Annotated in this window: 16 protein-coding genes and 2 pseudogenes; 12 read left to right on the forward strand and 6 right to left on the reverse strand. The window is 68.4% G+C overall.

Translation table 11 applies throughout. The annotated features are described in order from the left end of the window. Window positions 1-9: 9 nt before the first annotated feature. Together C6A87_RS06280 and C6A87_RS06285 are read left to right on the forward strand one after the other, a co-directional pair. Window positions 10-459, forward strand: a complete 450-nt coding sequence (locus C6A87_RS06280; RefSeq protein ID WP_311116469.1) for a MarR family transcriptional regulator — start codon at window positions 10-12, stop codon at window positions 457-459. Then, on the forward strand, window positions 452-877 hold the full coding sequence (locus tag C6A87_RS06285) for an organic hydroperoxide resistance protein (RefSeq protein ID WP_311116470.1): 426 nt from the start codon (window positions 452-454) through the stop codon (window positions 875-877). Before C6A87_RS06280 ends, C6A87_RS06285 begins: the two co-directional genes overlap by 8 nt. On the opposite strand, the gene C6A87_RS06290 is transcribed toward C6A87_RS06285, so the two are convergent. Further along, window positions 864-1,856 carry a nucleoside hydrolase gene (locus tag C6A87_RS06290; RefSeq protein ID WP_396837072.1) on the reverse strand — a complete coding sequence of 331 codons (993 nt, stop codon included), beginning with the start codon at window positions 1,854-1,856 and terminating at the stop codon, window positions 864-866. The genes C6A87_RS06285 and C6A87_RS06290 overlap by 14 nt on opposite strands. Window positions 1,857-1,964: 108 nt before the next feature. On the opposite strand from C6A87_RS06290, the pseudogene C6A87_RS06295 reads away from it, so the two are divergent. The 4 genes and pseudogenes from C6A87_RS06295 (at window position 1,965) to C6A87_RS06310 (ending at window position 8,173) form a co-directional block, all read left to right on the forward strand. Further along, window positions 1,965-2,829, forward strand: a pseudogene (locus tag C6A87_RS06295) (MaoC/PaaZ C-terminal domain-containing protein). A 127-nt stretch (window positions 2,830-2,956) separates the two neighbouring features. Next, entirely contained in the window at window positions 2,957-4,090 is a 1,134-nt protein-coding gene (locus tag C6A87_RS06300) for a diguanylate cyclase domain-containing protein (RefSeq protein ID WP_311116472.1), read from the forward strand. A gap of 31 nt (window positions 4,091-4,121) precedes the next feature. Continuing rightward, the gene (locus C6A87_RS06305; RefSeq protein WP_311116473.1) at window positions 4,122-7,439 is read left to right on the forward strand and encodes an error-prone DNA polymerase; all 3,318 of its coding nucleotides are present in this window, start codon (window positions 4,122-4,124) and stop codon (window positions 7,437-7,439) included. Window positions 7,440-7,531: 92 nt separating this feature from the next. Further along, on the forward strand, window positions 7,532-8,173 hold the full coding sequence (locus tag C6A87_RS06310) for a nitroreductase family protein (RefSeq protein ID WP_311116474.1): 642 nt from the start codon (window positions 7,532-7,534) through the stop codon (window positions 8,171-8,173). 7 nt (window positions 8,174-8,180) lie between these two features. Here C6A87_RS06310 and C6A87_RS06315 read toward each other — a convergent pair whose 3' ends face one another. Then, window positions 8,181-8,633 (reverse strand): tRNA (cytidine(34)-2'-O)-methyltransferase, encoded by a 453-nt coding sequence (locus tag C6A87_RS06315; protein ID WP_396837073.1) that lies wholly within the window; start codon window positions 8,631-8,633, stop codon window positions 8,181-8,183. Between the two features lie 29 nt (window positions 8,634-8,662). Between C6A87_RS06315 and C6A87_RS06320 the strand changes: the two genes are divergently transcribed. Next, window positions 8,663-9,268 (forward strand): class I SAM-dependent methyltransferase, encoded by a 606-nt coding sequence (locus C6A87_RS06320; protein ID WP_311116476.1) that lies wholly within the window; start codon window positions 8,663-8,665, stop codon window positions 9,266-9,268. A 20-nt stretch (window positions 9,269-9,288) separates the two neighbouring features. Here C6A87_RS06320 and C6A87_RS06325 read toward each other — a convergent pair whose 3' ends face one another. Beyond that, window positions 9,289-9,441 carry a hypothetical protein gene (locus C6A87_RS06325; protein WP_003929286.1) on the reverse strand — a complete coding sequence of 51 codons (153 nt, stop codon included), beginning with the start codon at window positions 9,439-9,441 and terminating at the stop codon, window positions 9,289-9,291. Between the two features lie 298 nt (window positions 9,442-9,739). On the opposite strand from C6A87_RS06325, the gene C6A87_RS06330 reads away from it, so the two are divergent. The 4 genes from C6A87_RS06330 (at window position 9,740) to C6A87_RS06345 (ending at window position 11,615) form a co-directional block, all read left to right on the forward strand. Beyond that, entirely contained in the window at window positions 9,740-9,913 is a 174-nt protein-coding gene (locus tag C6A87_RS06330) for a hypothetical protein (protein WP_311116477.1), read from the forward strand. 99 nt (window positions 9,914-10,012) lie between these two features. Then, entirely contained in the window at window positions 10,013-10,564 is a 552-nt protein-coding gene (locus C6A87_RS06335) for a pentapeptide repeat-containing protein (RefSeq protein WP_311116478.1), read from the forward strand. Between the two features lie 199 nt (window positions 10,565-10,763). Next, window positions 10,764-11,066, forward strand: coding sequence for a hypothetical protein (locus C6A87_RS06340; RefSeq protein ID WP_311116448.1), 303 nt, complete (start codon window positions 10,764-10,766; stop codon window positions 11,064-11,066). A gap of 249 nt (window positions 11,067-11,315) precedes the next feature. Then, complete coding sequence (locus tag C6A87_RS06345) at window positions 11,316-11,615, forward strand: hypothetical protein (RefSeq protein ID WP_311116479.1); 300 nt, start codon at window positions 11,316-11,318, stop codon at window positions 11,613-11,615. A 138-nt stretch (window positions 11,616-11,753) separates the two neighbouring features. Here C6A87_RS06345 and C6A87_RS06350 read toward each other — a convergent pair whose 3' ends face one another. Both C6A87_RS06350 and C6A87_RS06355 read right to left on the reverse strand, forming a co-directional pair. Further along, complete coding sequence (locus tag C6A87_RS06350; protein ID WP_311116480.1) at window positions 11,754-12,227, reverse strand: TetR-like C-terminal domain-containing protein; 474 nt, start codon at window positions 12,225-12,227, stop codon at window positions 11,754-11,756. A 219-nt stretch (window positions 12,228-12,446) separates the two neighbouring features. Further along, window positions 12,447-15,060: pseudogene (locus C6A87_RS06355) on the reverse strand (FHA domain-containing protein). A 334-nt stretch (window positions 15,061-15,394) separates the two neighbouring features. On the opposite strand from C6A87_RS06355, the gene C6A87_RS06360 reads away from it, so the two are divergent. Then, the gene (locus C6A87_RS06360; RefSeq protein ID WP_311116481.1) at window positions 15,395-15,958 is read left to right on the forward strand and encodes a helix-turn-helix domain-containing protein; all 564 of its coding nucleotides are present in this window, start codon (window positions 15,395-15,397) and stop codon (window positions 15,956-15,958) included. On the opposite strand, the gene C6A87_RS06365 is transcribed toward C6A87_RS06360, so the two are convergent. After that, complete coding sequence (locus C6A87_RS06365) at window positions 15,942-17,147, reverse strand: NADH:flavin oxidoreductase (protein ID WP_311116482.1); 1,206 nt, start codon at window positions 17,145-17,147, stop codon at window positions 15,942-15,944. The genes C6A87_RS06360 and C6A87_RS06365 overlap by 17 nt on opposite strands. Window positions 17,148-17,190 lie beyond the last annotated feature (43 nt).

A 17,190-nucleotide genomic window follows, 5' to 3' on the forward strand; every position in this document is an offset into this window, starting at 1 on the left:
GTCGTGGACATGGCACCGCTGAGTCTGGACGAACACCTGTGTTTCGCTCTGTACTCGGCATCGCGTGCCATGACCGCGGCCTACCGTCCGCTGCTGGCCGAGTTGGGCATCACCTATCCGCAGTATTTGGTGCTGCTCGTTCTCGGCGAGGAGGGCAGCATCACGGTCGGCCGCCTCGGCGAGCGGCTGCAACTCGACTCCGGGACGCTCTCGCCATTGCTCAAACGCATGGAGGCCGGCGGGATCGTCCGACGCCGGCGAAGTGACACCGACGAGCGTCAGGTCGAGGTGGCGCTGACCACCGAAGGGAAACGGTTGCGGCGCAAGGCGCTATGCATTCCCGAGCAGCTCTTCCCGCTCACCGGACTGACGCCCGAGCAGGCGATGGACCTGCGCGCAGGCGTGGCCCGCCTCACCGAAGCTCTCATCCACGCCCAGAAAGGCACCACTGATGGATAAAGTCCTCTACACCGCAGAAGCCCTCGCCACCGGAGAGGGACGCGACGGCCACGGCCGCACCTCCGACGGCAAGCTCGACCTCGACCTGGCCATCCCCACCGAGATGGGCGGCACCGGCAACGGCACCAACCCCGAGCAGCTCTTCGCCGTCGGCTACGCCGCATGCTTCCACTCCGCGCTGCGCCTGGTGGGGCGCCAGGAGAAGGTCGACGTCTCCGATTCCGCTGTGGGAGCGCGGGTTCAGATCGGTCCCACCGACAGCGGCGGTTTCGGGCTGGCTGTCGAGCTGGAGATCACCCTGCCCAACGTCGACCACGACACCGCCGTGCAGGTTGCCGAAAAGGCGCACCAGGTCTGCCCGTACTCGAATGCCACTCGCGGCAACATCGACGTCAAGCTGGTGGTCACCGACGACTGACGTCGCCCAGCTGTGCGGCGAACGCGCCGACCCGCGCGATGAACCGGTCGAAGAACACGGCAGGTTCGACCTCAACTCCGATGAGCGCGTTGGGTTCTCGTCCCCAGCGGTGACTCCAGTCGGCGATCGTCATGCCGCGGGTCAGCGTGCCCGTCAGCTCCACGTCCACCGGCGCGCGGCGGCACCGCACCAGCGCGGTGTCCAGCGCGACCGCGGCGGCCAGCGGGTCGTGCAGGTGGGCCAGGTAGCCCTCGCCCTGGTCGTGATGGAACTCGAAGTAGAAGCGCATCGCGTCTTCGAGGGTCCGGATCAGCGGATTGGCCGCCGTCGACGCGGTGCCGCGCACGTCGTGCACCGACATCGGCGTGGACGGCGAGCCGGCGGCCTCGGCCAGTCGGCTGAGCAGCTGCGGCGTCAGCACGGCGTGCTCGGTCAGGTTGAGTCCCAACACGATCGGAAGATGCTCGGCGCCCGAGTCGCTCCACGCGGCGAACACCTCGGCCGCGGATTCCGGGTCGACGCTGACGTTCCACTCGGCCACCGGCGTGGTGTTGCCCCGGTAGTCGAAGGCGCCGCCCATGATCACCAGGCGTCCCAGTAGCCGCGGCAGCGCGGGTTCGGCGCGCAACGCCAGCGCCAGGTTGGTCAGCGGTCCGGTCGCGATGCCGATCAGCTCGCCCGGGTGCTCGCGGGCCGCGCGCACCCACGCCTGCGCGGCGTCATGGTCGGTGAGTTCTGTTGTCGGATCGGGCAAGCGTGCGTACCCGAGGCCCTGGGGCCCGTGGGTGTCCTCGGCGGTGCGCAGCGGTGCCACCAACGGCACCTCGGACCCGCGCGACACCGGAACGCCGGAGATCCCGCACAACTCCAGCAGCGCCAGGTTGTTCCGGCAGACGTCGTCCACCCCGACGTTGCCCGCGGTGGACGCGATCCCGACCAGCTCGGCCTCCGGGCTGGCGAACAGGTACACCAGTGCCATCGCGTCGTCGACGCCGGTGTCCACGTCGATGAAGACCGGCTGACGCAGCTGCACCCCGACATGCTCACCCGCCCACTGGCGCAACGTCAACACGACTAGTCTCTGGCCATGCCGCTCGATCCCGGCGCCATCGGCGCGACCACCCCACCGCAACTGTTCACCTGGACCGACCGGGACACCCTGCTCTACGCGCTCGGCGTCGGAGCGGGCACCGCCGATCTGGCGTTCACCACCGAGAACAGTCACGACGTCGACCAGCAGGTGCTGCCGACGTATGCGGTGATCGCGTGCTCGCCGTTCGCGGCCGCCGCCAAGATCGGGTCGTTCGACTTCAGCAGGCTGCTGCACGGATCGCAGAGCATCCGGGTGTTCAGCCCGCTCCCGCCGGCCGGCCGCCTCAGCGTGGTCAGCGAGGTCGCCGACATCCAGGACAAGGGGGAGGGCAAGAACGCGGTGGTGATGCTGAAGGCGACCGGCAGCGACCCGGACACCGGTCGGGCCGTCGCCGAATCGCTTTCCACCCTCGTCATCCGCGGCGAGGGCGGGTTCGGGGGCAGCCCGGGACAGCGCCCGCAGGCGCCGGCGATCCCGGAGCGCGCGCCCGACGCCCAAGTGTCTTTGCCCACCCGGGAGGACCAGGCGCTGATCTACCGGCTCTCCGGGGACCGTAACCCGCTGCACAGCGATCCGTGGTTCGCCCAGCTCGCCGGGTTCCCGAAACCGATCCTGCACGGGCTGTGCACCTATGGCGTGGCCGGGCGCGCGCTGGTCGCCGAACTCGGCGGCGGGGACGCCGCCAAGGTCACCGCGGTCGGGGCGCGGTTCACCTCGCCGGTCTTTCCCGGCGAGACGCTGACGACCTCGATCTGGCGCACCGGTGAGGGCCGTGCGGTGTTCCGCACCGAGGCCGCCGGACCGGACGGAGCCGTCCCGATTGGTGCTTGAGGACGGCGAGGCCGAGTTCGTCGGCTGATCGTGTCTCAGCCGGGAAGTACAAACGCTGGGAAATACTTTGCTGGGCTGGTAGCCTTCGCGCAGGGGAGGGGCTATTGATCTGGCACGGGGACGCTTGCGACGGGGGTGAGCGGATGTTTGGTGGTTTGCGGAATTCATCCGCGTCCAAGATCGGCGCTGGGCGGTGGCGCTCCGATCAGTACTACTGGTTTACTGCGATCCTCGCTGCGCGCGGGCTGCAGGCCGCGTCCTGCCGGCTGGTGGCGCTGTGCATCGTGGCGTTGGGCCTACTGCCGGTCAGCCTGACCCTCGGCAGGCCGGGGTCCCAGGGTCTGCAGCTGCGGATCATCGCCATCACCATCGCGGTCGGTGCGCTGGCGATGGCCGTGCTGTGGCTGCGCGACCGGTGGCCCACCAGGGCGCAGTCGCTGATGTGCGTGGCGCTGGGCTCGATCGCCACCGGCACGGCCGCGCTGATCGCGCCCAGTCCGCTGATCGGGTTCCTGGGCACCGCCACCTATGTGGTGCTCACCGTGTTCGTGGTGTGCTTCCACGCCGCCCGGCTGCTGGTGTTGCCGTGGACGATCGGTGCGGCGGTGCTGGCGGTGCTGTTCGTACGGCAGGCCTCGGTCGACCTGACGGTCGCCATCTGCTCGCTGGTGGTGGTGGTGCTGCTCAACATCTTCGTCGCGTTCTCCTGCCGCGCGGTGATCAAGCTGCTGCAGCCCGACGCCCACCACGGTGACATCGAGCAGCTGACCGGTCTGCTGCACCGGGACGCGTTCTACAACTCCGTCGCGACCCTGCTGGCCTCGCGCAGCCGCAGCGACGACAAGTACCTGGTCGTGGTCGCGGTGAACATCGACAGCTTCTCGCTGCTGCTCGGACTGACGGGCTCGGGTGGTGGAAACCGGGCGCGGGTGACCGTCGGGCAGGCGCTGCGCGAGACGGTGCGGCACAACGCGATCGTCGCCCACGTCTCTGACGACGACTTCCTGATCGCCGACACCTTCACCACCGCCGACGCGTCGCCTCTGGTGGAACGGATCCGCGGGGCGATCGCAGCGACCCCGCAGCGGCTCACGGCCAGCATCGGCGTGGTCTGCACACCGCTGCCGCCGCTGGCCGCCGAACCGCCCGAAGAAGTCCTCGACAAGCTGATCGGGATCGCCACCCAGGCGATCGAGCAGGCCCGGATGGCCGGGGGCAACCAGGTCCGCTACGTCCTGCGCCCCAACCTCGAAGGCGGCGACGAGGACGGCAACGGGATGAGCGCCTGACGGTCGAACGCCTGTTCGATACACTGGCTGGGTGGGTTGGCACACCGGGCCGCCGAGTTGGGGCGAGATGCAGCGCGTGCTGGACGGCAAGCCGCGCCGGGCCGGCTGGCCGTCCCCCGCAAGCGGGCGGTACCCCCACGACCAGCAGGTCGGCGACGGCGGCGACAGCCCGGCCTGGTCGCGCAAGCGGGGCCGGTACGAGGCGCCCGACCTGTCCCGGCCGGGGGCCTCGGTGCCCTATGCCGAACTGCACACCCACTCGGCCTACAGCTTCCTCGATGGCGCCAGCACGCCGGAGGAACTCGTGGAGGAGGCGGCCCGGCTCGATCTGCGTGCCATCGCGCTGACCGACCACGACGGGCTCTACGGGGTGGTGCGGTTCGCTGAGGCGGCCAGAGAGCTCGACATGGCCACAGTGTTCGGCGCCGAGCTGTCCCTGGGCGGGGGTTCCCGCACCGATGTCCCCGACCCGCCCGGACCGCACCTACTGGTGCTGGCCCGCGGGCCGGAGGGATATCGGCGGCTGTCGCGGCAGCTGGCCGCGGCGCATCTGGCCGGCGGGGAGAAAGGGGTGCTGCGCTACGACTTCGACGCGCTGACCGAGGCCGCGGGCGGGCACTGGCAGATTCTCACCGGCTGCCGTAAAGGACATGTCCGGCAGGCGCTTTCCACCGGGGGGCCGGATGCGGCCGAGGCGGCCCTGGCCGATCTGGTGGACCGGTTTGGCCCCGACCGGGTCACCGTGGAACTCACCCACCACGGCCATCCGCTCGACGACGAACGCAACGCCGCGCTGGCCGCGCTGGCGCCCCGGTTCGGCGTCGGCGTCGTCGCCACCACCGCCGCACACTTCGCCGAACCGTCGCGGGGCAGGCTCGCGATGGCGATGGCCGCGATCCGGGCCCGCAACTCCGTCGACGACGCCGCGGGTCACCTGGCGCCCCTGGGCGGTTCGCATCTGCGCTCCGGGCTGGAGATGGCGCGGTTGTTCGCCCGCTTTCCCGAGGCGGTGACGGCCGCCGCCGAGCTCGGCGAACAGTGCGCGTTCGGGCTGGCGCTGATCGCTCCGCAGCTGCCGCCGTTCGACGTGCCCGACGGGCACACCGAGCACAGCTGGCTGCGGCACCTGGTGATGCAGGGCGCGCGTGAGCGTTACGGCCCTCCGGAGCGGGCGGCCCGCGCGTACGCCCAGATCGAACGCGAGCTGGCGGTCATCGAACAGCTGAACTTTCCCGGCTACTTCCTGGTGGTGCACGACATCACCCGGTTCTGCCGGGAGAACAACATCCTGTGCCAGGGCAGGGGATCGGCGGCCAACTCCGCGGTCTGCTACGCGCTCAAGGTCACCAACGTCGATCCGGTCGCCAACGGTCTGCTGTTCGAACGGTTCCTGTCGCCGGCCCGCGATGGGCCGCCCGACATCGACATCGACATCGAATCCGACCTGCGCGAGGAGGCGATCCAGTACGTCTACCGCCGCTACGGGCGCGAGTATGCCGCCCAGGTCGCCAACGTGATCACCTACCGGGGGCGCAGTGCGGTCCGTGACATGGCCCGGGCGCTGGGGTTCTCGCAAGGCCAGCAGGATGCCTGGAGCAAGCAGTTCAGCCAGTGGGGCAACCTGTCCGACGCCACGCACATCGAGGACATCCCCGAGCCGGTGATCGACCTGGCCAAGCAGATCTCCAACCTGCCCCGCCACATGGGCATCCACTCCGGCGGCATGGTGATCTGCGACCGCCCGATCGCCGACGTGTGCCCGGTCGAATGGGCGCGGATGGCCGATCGCAGTGTGCTGCAGTGGGACAAAGATGACTGCGCGGCAATCGGTCTGGTGAAGTTCGACCTGCTGGGTCTCGGTATGCTGTCGGCGCTGCATTACGCCATCGACCTGGTCGCCGAGCACAAGGGCATCGAGGTCGATCTGGCCAAACTGGACCTGTCCGAACCGGCGGTCTACGAGATGTTGCAGCGTGCCGACTCGGTCGGGGTGTTCCAGGTGGAGTCGCGTGCCCAGATGGCCACACTGCCCAGGCTCAAGCCGCGGATGTTCTACGACCTGGTCGTCGAGGTGGCGCTGATCCGGCCGGGGCCGATCCAGGGCGGATCGGTGCACCCGTACATCAAGCGGCGCAACGGGCAGGAGGCGGTCACCTATGATCACCCGTCGATGGCCCCCGCGCTGCGAAAGACGTTGGGTGTGCCGCTGTTCCAGGAGCAGTTGATGCAGCTGGCCGTCGACTGCGCCGGGTTCTCGCCGGCCGAGGCCGACCAGTTGCGGCGCGCGATGGGTTCGAAACGTTCGACGGAGAAGATGCGCCGGCTGCGTAGCCGCTTCTTCGCCGGCATGGCCGACAAGCACGGCATCACCGGCGAGGTGGCCCAGCGGATCTACGAGAAGCTGGAGGCGTTCGCCAACTTCGGCTTCCCGGAAAGCCATTCGCTGAGCTTCGCGTCGCTGGTGTTCTACTCGTCGTGGTTCAAGCTGCATCATCCCGCGGCGTTCTGCGCAGCGCTGCTGCGGGCCCAGCCGATGGGCTTCTACTCGCCGCAGACGCTGGTCGCCGACGCGCGCAGGCACGGCGTCGCCGTGCACGGCCCGGACGTCAACGCCAGCCTGGCGCACGCCACGCTGGAGAACCACGGGCTGGACGTGCGGCTGGGCCTGGGCAGCGTCCGTCACATCGGGACAGAGTTGGCCGAGCAGCTCGTCGCGGAACGGAAAGCGCACGGCGCCTTCGCTTCTCTGAACGATCTGACCAGGCGGGTGCAGCTTTCGGTGCCGCAGACCGAGGCGCTGGCCACCGCGGGTGCACTGGGTTGTTTCGGGATCACCCGGCGCGAGGGCCTGTGGGCCGCGGGTGCGGCGGCCACCGAACGGCCCGACCGCTTGCCCGGGATCGGGTCGGCCTCGCACGTGCCGTCGCTGCCAGGCATGTCCGAACTGGAGTTGACCGTCGCGGACGTGTGGGCCACCGGGGTGTCGCCGGACCGGTACCCCACGAAGTTCCTCCGCGCGGACCTGGCGGCGATGGGGGTGGTGCCGGCCGATCAGCTGCTGTCGGTGCCGGACGGCACCCGGGTGCTGGTGGCCGGGGCGGTGACCCACCGGCAGCGGCCGGCCACCGCGCAGGGGGTCACGTTCATGAACCTCGAAGACGAGTCGGGGATGGTCAATGTGATGTGCTCCCAAGGGGTCTGGGCCCGGCACCGCAAACTGGCCCTGACCGCGTCGGCACTGGTGGTGCGCGGCATCGTGCAGAACGCCACCGGAGCGGTCACCGTGGTGGCCGACCGGATGGGTCCGATCAACATGAGGGTGGCCTCGAAGTCCCGCGACTTCCGCTGACCCTCGCCGAAATTGCATTCCACGCGCGAAATTTCGCCTCACGGCCGCATGGAATGCAATTTCGGCGGAAACGGAAATGTAGGCTCGGAGCAATGACACTCAATCTCTCCGCGGACGAAGTTCTGACGACCACCCGTTCGGTGCGCAAGCGGCTGGATTTCGACAAGCCGGTGCCCCGCGAGGTGCTGATGGAATGTCTGGACATCGCGCTGCAGGCCCCGACTGGGTCGAACAACCAGGGCTGGCAATGGGTGTTCGTCGAGGATCCGGCCAAGAAGAAGGCGATCGCCGACATCTACCGGGCCAACGCGACGCCCTACCTGAACGCGCCGAAGCCGACGACGGGCGACATGCGGGACGAGCAGCGGCCCCGGGTCGAGGACTCCGCGAGGTACCTCAACGACCACCTCGACGAGGTGCCGGTGATGTTGATCCCGTGTCTGGAGGGCAAGCCGCAGGAGGCGGTCTCGGGGGCCAGCGCCGGCTACTGGGGCTCACTGCTTCCCGCCGTGTGGAGCTTCATGCTGGCGCTGCGTTCGCGGGGGCTGGGGTCGGCGTGGACCACGCTGCATCTGCTCGGCGACGGCGAGCGGCAGGCCGCCGAAATCCTCGGCATCCCGTTCGAGGACTACAGCCAGGCCGGCCTGTTCCCGATCGCGTACACCAAGGGCACCGACTTCCGGCGCGCCAAGCGGCTGCCCGCCGAGCAGCTGACCCACTGGGACACCTGGTAGACCCCGATCAGATCGCGCCGCTGAACCCCTGCTGGCGCCACGCCTCGTAGACGGCGACGGCGGCGGCGTTGGACAGGTTCAGCGAGCGCCGCCCGGCCAGCATCGGAATGCGCACCTGAGACGTGATGTGCGGGTCGCCCAGCGTCGCCTCGTTCAGTCCGGTCGGTTCCGGGCCGAACATCAGCACATCGCCGGGCAGGTAGGCGATGTCGGCGAACGACGTGGTGGCGTGGGCGGTGAACGCGAACACCCGCGCCGGCGCCACCGCGGCCCACGCGGCGTCGAGGTCGGCGTGCACGAACACCGACGCGAGATCGTGGTAGTCCAGCCCGGCCCGGCGCAGCTTGGGTTCGGACAGGTCGAAACCGAGTGGCTCGACCAGGTGCAGTTCGCACCCGGTCCCTGCCACCATCCGGATCGCGTTGCCCGTATTGGGTGCGATCCGTGGCGAGTAGAACATCACCTTGAACACACCGGGATAATGCCAGCATGGTCGAAACGAGTCTGTGGATGCGCAAGGTTGCCGACGATCCCGGGCATTCGCGTTGGTACATCGAGCGTTTCCGTGCGATGGCGCGCGCCGGCGATGATCTGGACGGCGAGGCCCGGATGGTGGACGCGATGGTGCCGCGCGGTGCCCGGATCCTCGACGCCGGGTGCGGCCCGGGCCGGGTGGGCGGGTATCTCGCCGCGGCCGGTCACCAGGTGGTCGGCGTCGACGTCGACCCGGCGCTCATCGAGGCCGCCGAGCAGGACCATCCCGGACCGCGGTGGCTCGTCGGGGACCTCGCCGAGCTCGACCTGCCCGCGCGGGGCATCACCGAACCGTTCGACCTGATCGTGTCGGCCGGCAATGTGATGACGTTTCTCGCACCTAGCACCCGAGGGCAGGTGCTGCAGCGGCTCCGGGCCCACCTGGCCGACGACGGGCGCGCGGTCATCGGGTTCGGCGCAGGGCGTGACTATGCGTACTCAGAGTTCCTCGCCGACGCGACCGGCGCCGGCTTCGCGCCGGACCTTCTGCTGTCGAGCTGGGACCTGCGCCCGTTCGACGACGCATCCGACTTCCTCGTCGCCGTTCTGCGGCCCGGGTAGTCCTTCGCCCAGGCGGCTCTTCAGTCCAAGCAGGTTTCGTAGCTGGCGATGGAGATCAGGCCGGCGAGTGTGTCGACGTCGACCACCTCGCTGCACATCGCTCGCATCAGGGGAGAGTCACCGATTTCGGAGGCATCGGCCAGAGTGGCCACCTCCACGCCGTTGCGGACCATTTCGCACCTCCGGGTACAAGTGCCAGGTTACCTAATGTGACGCGATTCTCACTTGACTTGACGCGTCAATTGTCCTCGTGTCGCCACTGGACGGCGGCATCGAATGCGTAACGATCGCCTACCGTTTCGGCGCACGGGCGTCTGAGGCCGCGGAAACTAGTTTGCTGACATGACGTTTGGCTAACCCTCTTGGAGTTTGCGAGAGCGCGTATCCAGTGCCAACGGTGGAAACGGCCGGAAGTCGGTGTCATAACCTGTCAATTGCCGCCAGCGGGAACCCCGCTCAGTGAACAACTGCGTGGCCAGCCCGAACCAGAGTCAAATCGCAGAGATGTATGGTGGCGGCTTCAGGTACGTCCCCCGCAAGCATTCGGACGAAGACCTCCTGATCCGAGTGAACGAATACACCGATCTCACCGACGACGGCGAAGTGACCTGGTGCTGGCCACCAGACATCGACACCGTGATCTAGCCGAGAGAGCCGCTGATGCCTTTGCCTGAGTTGGGAACGCTCTTCCCTGACCGCTTGAACCCCATCCCTGAGCGGGCGCGACTGGCGGCGGCCGACTGAATGGACGCCCGAGAGTGCGACCGGGAGTTCGAGCAGCAGGGCTTCCGCGACGAGGATCTCAGCCGACTGCGCACCGAGCGGGTGGTGTTCACCGAATGCGACTTCACCGGTGCGGACCTGTCCGACTCCGAGCACGTCGGGTCAGCTTTCCGTAACTGCACATTTCGCCGGACATCGCTGTGGCACAGCACTTTCCGAAACTGCAGCTTCCTCGGATCGACGTTCACCGAATGCCGGCTGCGGCCGCTGACGCTCGTCGAGGTGGACTTCACGCTCGCGGTGCTGGCCGGGGTCGATCTCCGCAAGACCGACCTGTCGGGTTGCCGACTCCGGGAGACCAGCCTGGTGGGCACTGATCTGCGCGAGGCGGTGCTGGCGGGAGCGGATCTGAGCGGGGCGCGGGTGCAGAATGCGCGCTTTGACGACGCGGACCTGCGGGGCGCCCGGGTCGACCCCACGTTCTGGACCACCGCCAAGTTGCGCGGCGCCAAGGTCGACATCGAGCAGGCGATCGCGTTCGCGGCGGCGCACGGGCTCGACATCTCGGGCTGACACCGCGTCGCCGTCTCCCTGCCGAAATCGCATTCCGTGAGGGCTTTTCCGCGGTGTTCGCGCCGTGGTCGCAGTCTCGGCGGCGGGTTTCTGCCACCGGTGCGGCTAATTTCTGCCAGCTGAAATTATTGCGCTGACCTGCCGGTTCTAGCCATCAGAAGCACAGAGCAATACACCGCCAGGGAAGAAGTTGAGATCAATGAAGAACCTCACCATCGCCACCGCGTTCGCCGCCGGCCTGGGTGCGGCAGTCCTCGGACTGGCCGCCCCGGCTGCTGCCGCACCGTCGGGCTCCAACGCCGATGCCACCATCAGCCAGCTCGAAGCCCAGGGCCACCGCGTGGTCGTCAACCGGCTCTCGGACGCCCCGCTGAGCGAAGCCAGTGTCGTCGGGATCAACAAGGGCGGCGATATCCGCTCCACCACCCGCGACTATTTCAACGACCGCACCTACCAGAACACCAAGACCGGCAACAGCATCTACTACGTCGACGTCAAGTAACCCGACAGAGCTTCCCGGGTGACAGGGCCACCTCCTTAGAAGGGGGTGGCCCTGTCACATACCGAGCGCCGAAATCCCGTTGCCGTAGGTGATTTCACGCACTATCGCGGCCCGGGTGCGGTCTGCGGTGGTGGGTTTCTGCCAGCCGACCATTCAATTCCTGCCAGTTGAGATCATTGCCCTGACCGGACGGGTTGAACGCAGCAGAGCAGCACGAAATCATCACCGCCAGGGAAGAAGTTGAGACCAATGAAGAACCTCACCATCGCCACCGCTTTCGCCGCCGGCTTGGGCGCGGCGGTCCTCGGACTAGCTGCACCGGCTGCTGCCGCACCGAACGGCTCGAATGTCGATGCCACCATCAGCCAGCTCGAAGCCCAGGGGCACCGCGTGGTGGTCAACCGGCTCTCGGACACCCCGCTGAGCCAGTCCAGCATCGTCGGCATCAACAAGGGCGGTGACATCCGCTCCACCGTGCGCGACGACTTCAACAACCGCACCTACCAGAACACCACCACCGGCAGCGTCTACTACCTCGACGTCAAGTAACCCGTCAGAGCTTCCCGGGTGACAGGGCCACCTCCGACAGGAGGTGGCCCTGTCGCATGCCGGGCACCGACATTGCACTCGCGCAGGCGGGTTCTCGCAGTTTCCCGACCGGAATGCAATCTCGGCGGCCGCAGGGGATCAACGCTGGATGGCGCGGGTGACCAGGTCGGCGATCTCGCGGCAGTACCGGGAATTGACCGGCCGGTCGCTGTAGAGCGCGAACGTGTGCAGCGGCGACGTCAGCAATTGGAGGACGATCATCGGCCTGATGTCGTCTCGCAGTTCGCCGCGCTCGGCGGCACGACGGAAGATGACTTCGATCGTCGAGGTGCGCATGGTCCAGAACCGTGCCCTGGTGCCATAGTCGGCGGCCTGGCTCTTGGTGTCTACGACCATCATGCGCGCGATACGCCGGCCGACCGGCTCGTTGACGTACGCGGCGATGGACAGCGCCAACTCGGTCAGGTCACCGTGTAGGGAGCCCGTGTCGGGGACGGTGATGATCGTCTGGCTGTAGTCGAGAAGCGCGTCGAGCACCAGCTGCTGCTCGTTGTGCCAGAGGGTGTGCAGGTAGTCGGTGCTCAGGCGGGACCGGTCGGCCACGCCCTCCATGCTGAAGCGATCTACTCCCCATTGCTGGAGTTCAGCTAACGCAGCGCGAATAGCCGCGGCCCGCTGCGACGCGTCGGCGTCAGACACCTGGTTCCCCCTGTTTGACCTGCTTGTCCAGGTTACGAAAACTGTGGGGAATTACGGGTGTTTCCGTAAATATTATTGCGCAGGAACGCATGGGCGCGCCCTGTGGGAAACATGTGCGGGTCTATGCCACTTTTATGCGGACTTCAATCGGATCCGCCAGCGGACGAAGCCCAGGTAGGCCACGCTGATCACCACGAGCATGCCCATGTCGAACAGCCACGCTCCCGAGGTGTGCTCCCAGTGCCGGTCCTGCGGGGTCAGCGGTCCGGGAACCAGGCGTATCAGGTCGACGGTCGACGCCGACGCGGCGAAACCCCACCGGGCCGGGGTGAACCACGACATCTGGTCGAGCACGAGCCGGTCGGTCACCGGGATCATCCCGCCGGAGAACACCAGCTGCGACATGATCGCGACCACCAGCAGCGGCATGATCTGTTCGGCGGACTTGGCCAGCGCCGACAGGGCCAGCCCGACCATCGCAGCGGCCACACAGGTGACCGCGATGTCGGTGAACAGCTCCAGGCTCGGGTTGCCGAGCACCGAGCCGCTCTCCACCGCGCCGGGGCCCCAGCCCTTGCCGGCAATCGCGATCGACGTGACGATCGCGGCCTGCACGATCGCGAACGCGGTGAACACCACCACCTTGGCGAGCAGGTAGGCCGTCGTCGACAGGCCGACGGCTTGTTCGCGCCGGAAGATCGCGCGCTCGCTGATCAGCGCGCGGATGGTCAGCGCGGTGCCCATGAAGATCGCGCCGACGTTCAGCATGACCAGGATCTGGCCGGGTTCGTTGGGGGCCTCACCGCCCTCGAGTGCGGTTTTCGGCATGCCGAACCCGACGTCTCCCGGTACGGACAGAGACAGCACGCCCATGATGAACGGCAACATCATCAGGAACGCGAAGTAACCGCGGTCGGAGACCACCAGCCGGATCTGTCGCCGCGCGATCGTCGACAACTGTCTGCGCAGACTCGTGCGGGTCGGGTTGCCCAGGTCCGACGGTGTCAGTGCGGCGGGCTGCGGTGGCGGTGGCCCGTGCTGGACCAGGTAGCGCTGCGCGGCTGCGTCGGGATCGCCGGCGACGGTGCTGAAGATGTCGGCCCAGTTGGTGGTGCCCATCGACGGGCCGATCTGGCTCGGCGGGCCGTAGAACGCGGTCTTGCCGCCGGGCGCCAGCAGCAGCACCTGGTCGCACACGTCGAGGTAGGTGAGCGAGTGGGTGACGACCAGGACCACGCGGCCGGCGTCGGCCAGTTGGCGCAGCATCGTCATGACCTGGCGGTCCAGCGCGGGGTCCAGGCCCGAGGTCGGCTCGTCGAGGATCAGCAGCGACGGACCGGTCAGCAGTTCCAGCGCCACCGATGCGCGTTTGCGCTGCCCGCCGGAGAGCTTGTCGACACGGGTGTCGAGGTGTTTGGTCATCTCGAGCTCTTCGAGCACCTCGTTGACGACCTGCTCGCGGTCGGCCTTGGTGGTGTCCGGCGGCAGCCGCAGCTCGGCGGCGTACATCAGCGCCTGCCGCACCGTCAGCTGGCCGTGGACGACGTCGTCCTGCGGCACCATCCCGATTCGGGAGCGCAGCGAGGCGTACTCGGCGTGCACGTCGTGCCCCTCGAACGACACCTGGCCCGTGGTCGGGTGCGTGTAGCCGGCGACCAGCCGCGCGAACGTCGACTTACCGGCGCCGGACGGACCGATCACCGCGGTCAGCGTGCCCGGGCGCGCCGACATCGAGATGTTGTCGAGCAGCGTCTTGTTGCCCTCGATCGTCCACGTGACGCCGTGGACCTCGAGGCCGCCGGTTGCGGTCGCCGCGGCGGTCTCGGTGCGACGGACCAGGGTGCCGTCGCGGAACACCAGGTCGACGTTGCCGATGGTCACGGTGTCGCCGTCGGTGAGCACGGCGCTCTCGACCCGCGAGCCGTTGACGAACGTGCCGTTGATGCTGCGGTTGTCGCGGATCTCGGCGGTCCCACCCGGGCGCGGCGCCCGGGATCAGCGTGGCGTGGTGACGCGAGGCCAGCACGTCGGGGATGACGATGTCGTTGTCGCTGGCCCGGCCGATCTTGATGGATCCCGCAGGAGCCTCCGCGGGCCTACCCGGCCGCAGAATCTTCAGCATGCTGGTGGCGATGTTGCCGTCGCCGCCGGAACGGGGCGCTGCGGCGGGCCCCATCACGGTCACCGATTCCATCGCCGGCGCCGAGATGGGCTGTTGCTGCCGCGGTGGTGGCGGTGGTGGCGGAGTCGGCGTGCGGTAGGGCTGCTGGCCGGTGGGCCGGGGTGCGCCGAGCGGCTGGGTGCCGGGGGCGGTCGGGTAGGGGCGCTGCACCGGCGGGCGCCCGGTCGGCGGCGGGGGTTGCGACGGCCAGGTGGCGCTGGGCCTGCCGGTGACCGGGACGGCGACCGTCGGGGGCGGGGAACCTGCCGATCCCTGGTGGCGGCCCACCTCGAAGACCAGCAGCGGGCCGTCGGGATTGCCGACGTGGATCTGGGTGCCGTCGGTGATCTCGGCGGCGGGTACCCGCCTGCCGTTGACGTACATGCCGTTGAGGCTGCCGTTGTCGATCGCCACCCACCGGCCCTGGTCGAATCGGAGCACCAGGTGGGCGCGTGAGATCAGGGGGTGGGCGATCCGGATGTCGGCCCGCAGATCCCGTCCGACGACGACGTCGTTGCCGGCCGAGAAGGAGCGGGTGGATCCGTCGTACCGCACGGTCAGCGCAGGGCTTACAGGTCGGCTCATCGCGGGCAACTCTATCGGTTGGCGGTCGGGGCGGTAGGTGCGACCTGGCGCTGTCGGTGATCTGTTGCAGCGCTGTTATCTGCTCGTTCTCCACCGTGATCACCCCGCGCGCCGCCCGAGGGTGATCATCGCGACACGCCCGTGGCGTTCGCCAACTGCTGCGTGCCGCCTGCCTGCGTTCGCGGCATCGGCGAAATCGGCTGTGGGCGAGGCGAACAACGCCTCGGCCTGGACCGGCAACAGCGTCCCGCTGCGAACGACGGGCAACGCTTTCCGGACCCGCAACGGGTTCGACCGGTATTTCAGAGATGGATCGCTATTTTAGGGTGGAGCAATGCCGCGGCCCGCCAGATACACCGTCGATATCCTGCTCGACGCCGCCGCTGAGCTGCTGAGCGCGCAGGGCCCTGCGGCGGTGACGATGTCGGCGGTCGCGCGTACCACGGGAGCGCCGAGCGGGTCGGTGTACCACCGATTCCCGACGCGCGCGGCGCTGTGCGGCGAGCTGTGGGTGCGCACCGAGGAGCGCTTCCAGGAGCAGCTGATCGAGGCGCTGACGGTCGACGGGGACGCCCAGCACCGCTGTGTGACCGGCGCACTGCAGATCCTGCAGTGGTGCCGCGACAATCCGGTCGAGGCGCAGGTCATGCTGGCCGGGCCCGCCGCCCTCGACATGGCCGAGTGGCCGGAGCCGGTCATGGGCCGACGGAAACGCTTGCAGCGCAAGCTGCGTAAGGCACTGGCCGACGTGCCCGACGACGCGGCACGGGTCAACGCCGCGATCATGGATGTGCCCGCCGCGATCGTGCGGCGTCATCTGCGGGCGCGTCAGGGCATCCCGGCGATCGCCGACGCGATCGTCGAGGACTGCGCCCGGGCGCTCATCGCCCCGAGCTGACCGGCTTCTGCGTTCCCGGGGAGCCGGTGCGCACGCAGTAGGTGTGGCTGTAGATCGTCGGCATGCACAGATTGCAGTGGTCGCAGATCGACTGCACGCTGCTGTCGGCCTGGATCCGGTTGAGCAGATCCGGTTCGGCCAGCAGTGCCCGCCCCATCGCCACGAAGTCGAAGCCCTCGGCCATCGCGCGGTCCATGGTCTCGCGGTTGGTGATCCCGCCGAGCAGGATCAGCGGCAGCGTCAACTCGTCACGGAACTTCTTGGCGTCCCGCATCAGGTACGCCTCGTGGTACGGGTACTCGCGCATGAACTTCTTGCCGGTCATCCGCATGCCCCACGACAGCGGAGGTTTGAAGTTCCGGGCGAATTCCTTGATCGGGGCGCCGCCGCGGAACAGGTACATCGGGTTCAGCAGTGAACTCCCGGCGGTCAGTTCCAGTGCGTCGAGGCCGCCGTCCTCTTCGAGCCACTTGGCGGTCTGCAGCGATTCCTCGAGCGGGATGCCGCCGCGCACCCCGTCGGACATGTTCAGCTTCGCGGTCACCGCGATCTGGTCACCGACGGCACGCTTGACGGCCAGCACCACGCCGCGGGCGACCTTGGCGCGGTTCTCCAGCGAGCCGCCGAACTCGTCGGTGCGCCGGTTGATCAGCGGCGACAGGAACGAACTGGCGAGGTAGTTGTGGCCGAGGTGGATCTCGACCGCGTCGAAGCCGGAGTCGATGGCCAGCCGGGCGGCGTTGGCGTGCGCCTCGGTCACCTCGAGGATGTCCTCGCGGGTGGCCTTCTTGGCGAACCGCATCGACAGCGGATTGAAGAACCGCACCGGCGCCAACGCCGGCGCCTTGTTGGTGCGCGCGTTGGCCACCGGTCCGGCGTGGCCGATCTGCGCGCTGATCATGGCGCCCTCGGCGTGCACCGCGTCGGTGAGCCGGCGCAGCCCGGGAACTGCTTCGGGCCGCATCCACAGCTGCCAGCCGTCGGTCCGCCCGCCGGGCGCGACGGCGCAATAGGCGACGGTGGTCATGCCGACCCCGCCGGCGGCGGGCAGCCGGTGGTAGGTGATCAGGTCCTCGGTGACCAGCGCGTCCGGGGTCGCGGCCTCGAACGTCGCAGCCTTGATGATGCGGTTGCGCAGCGTGAGCGGTCCGAGTTTGGCCGGACTGAACACATCGTGGGCGACTGTCATGTCTGGAGCATGCCACGCCCTCGGTGGGTCGCAACACTGCCTG

Origin of the sequence: Mycobacterium sp. ITM-2016-00317 (genome assembly GCF_002968295.1) — a bacterium.
Taxonomy (GTDB): domain Bacteria; phylum Actinomycetota; class Actinomycetes; order Mycobacteriales; family Mycobacteriaceae; genus Mycobacterium.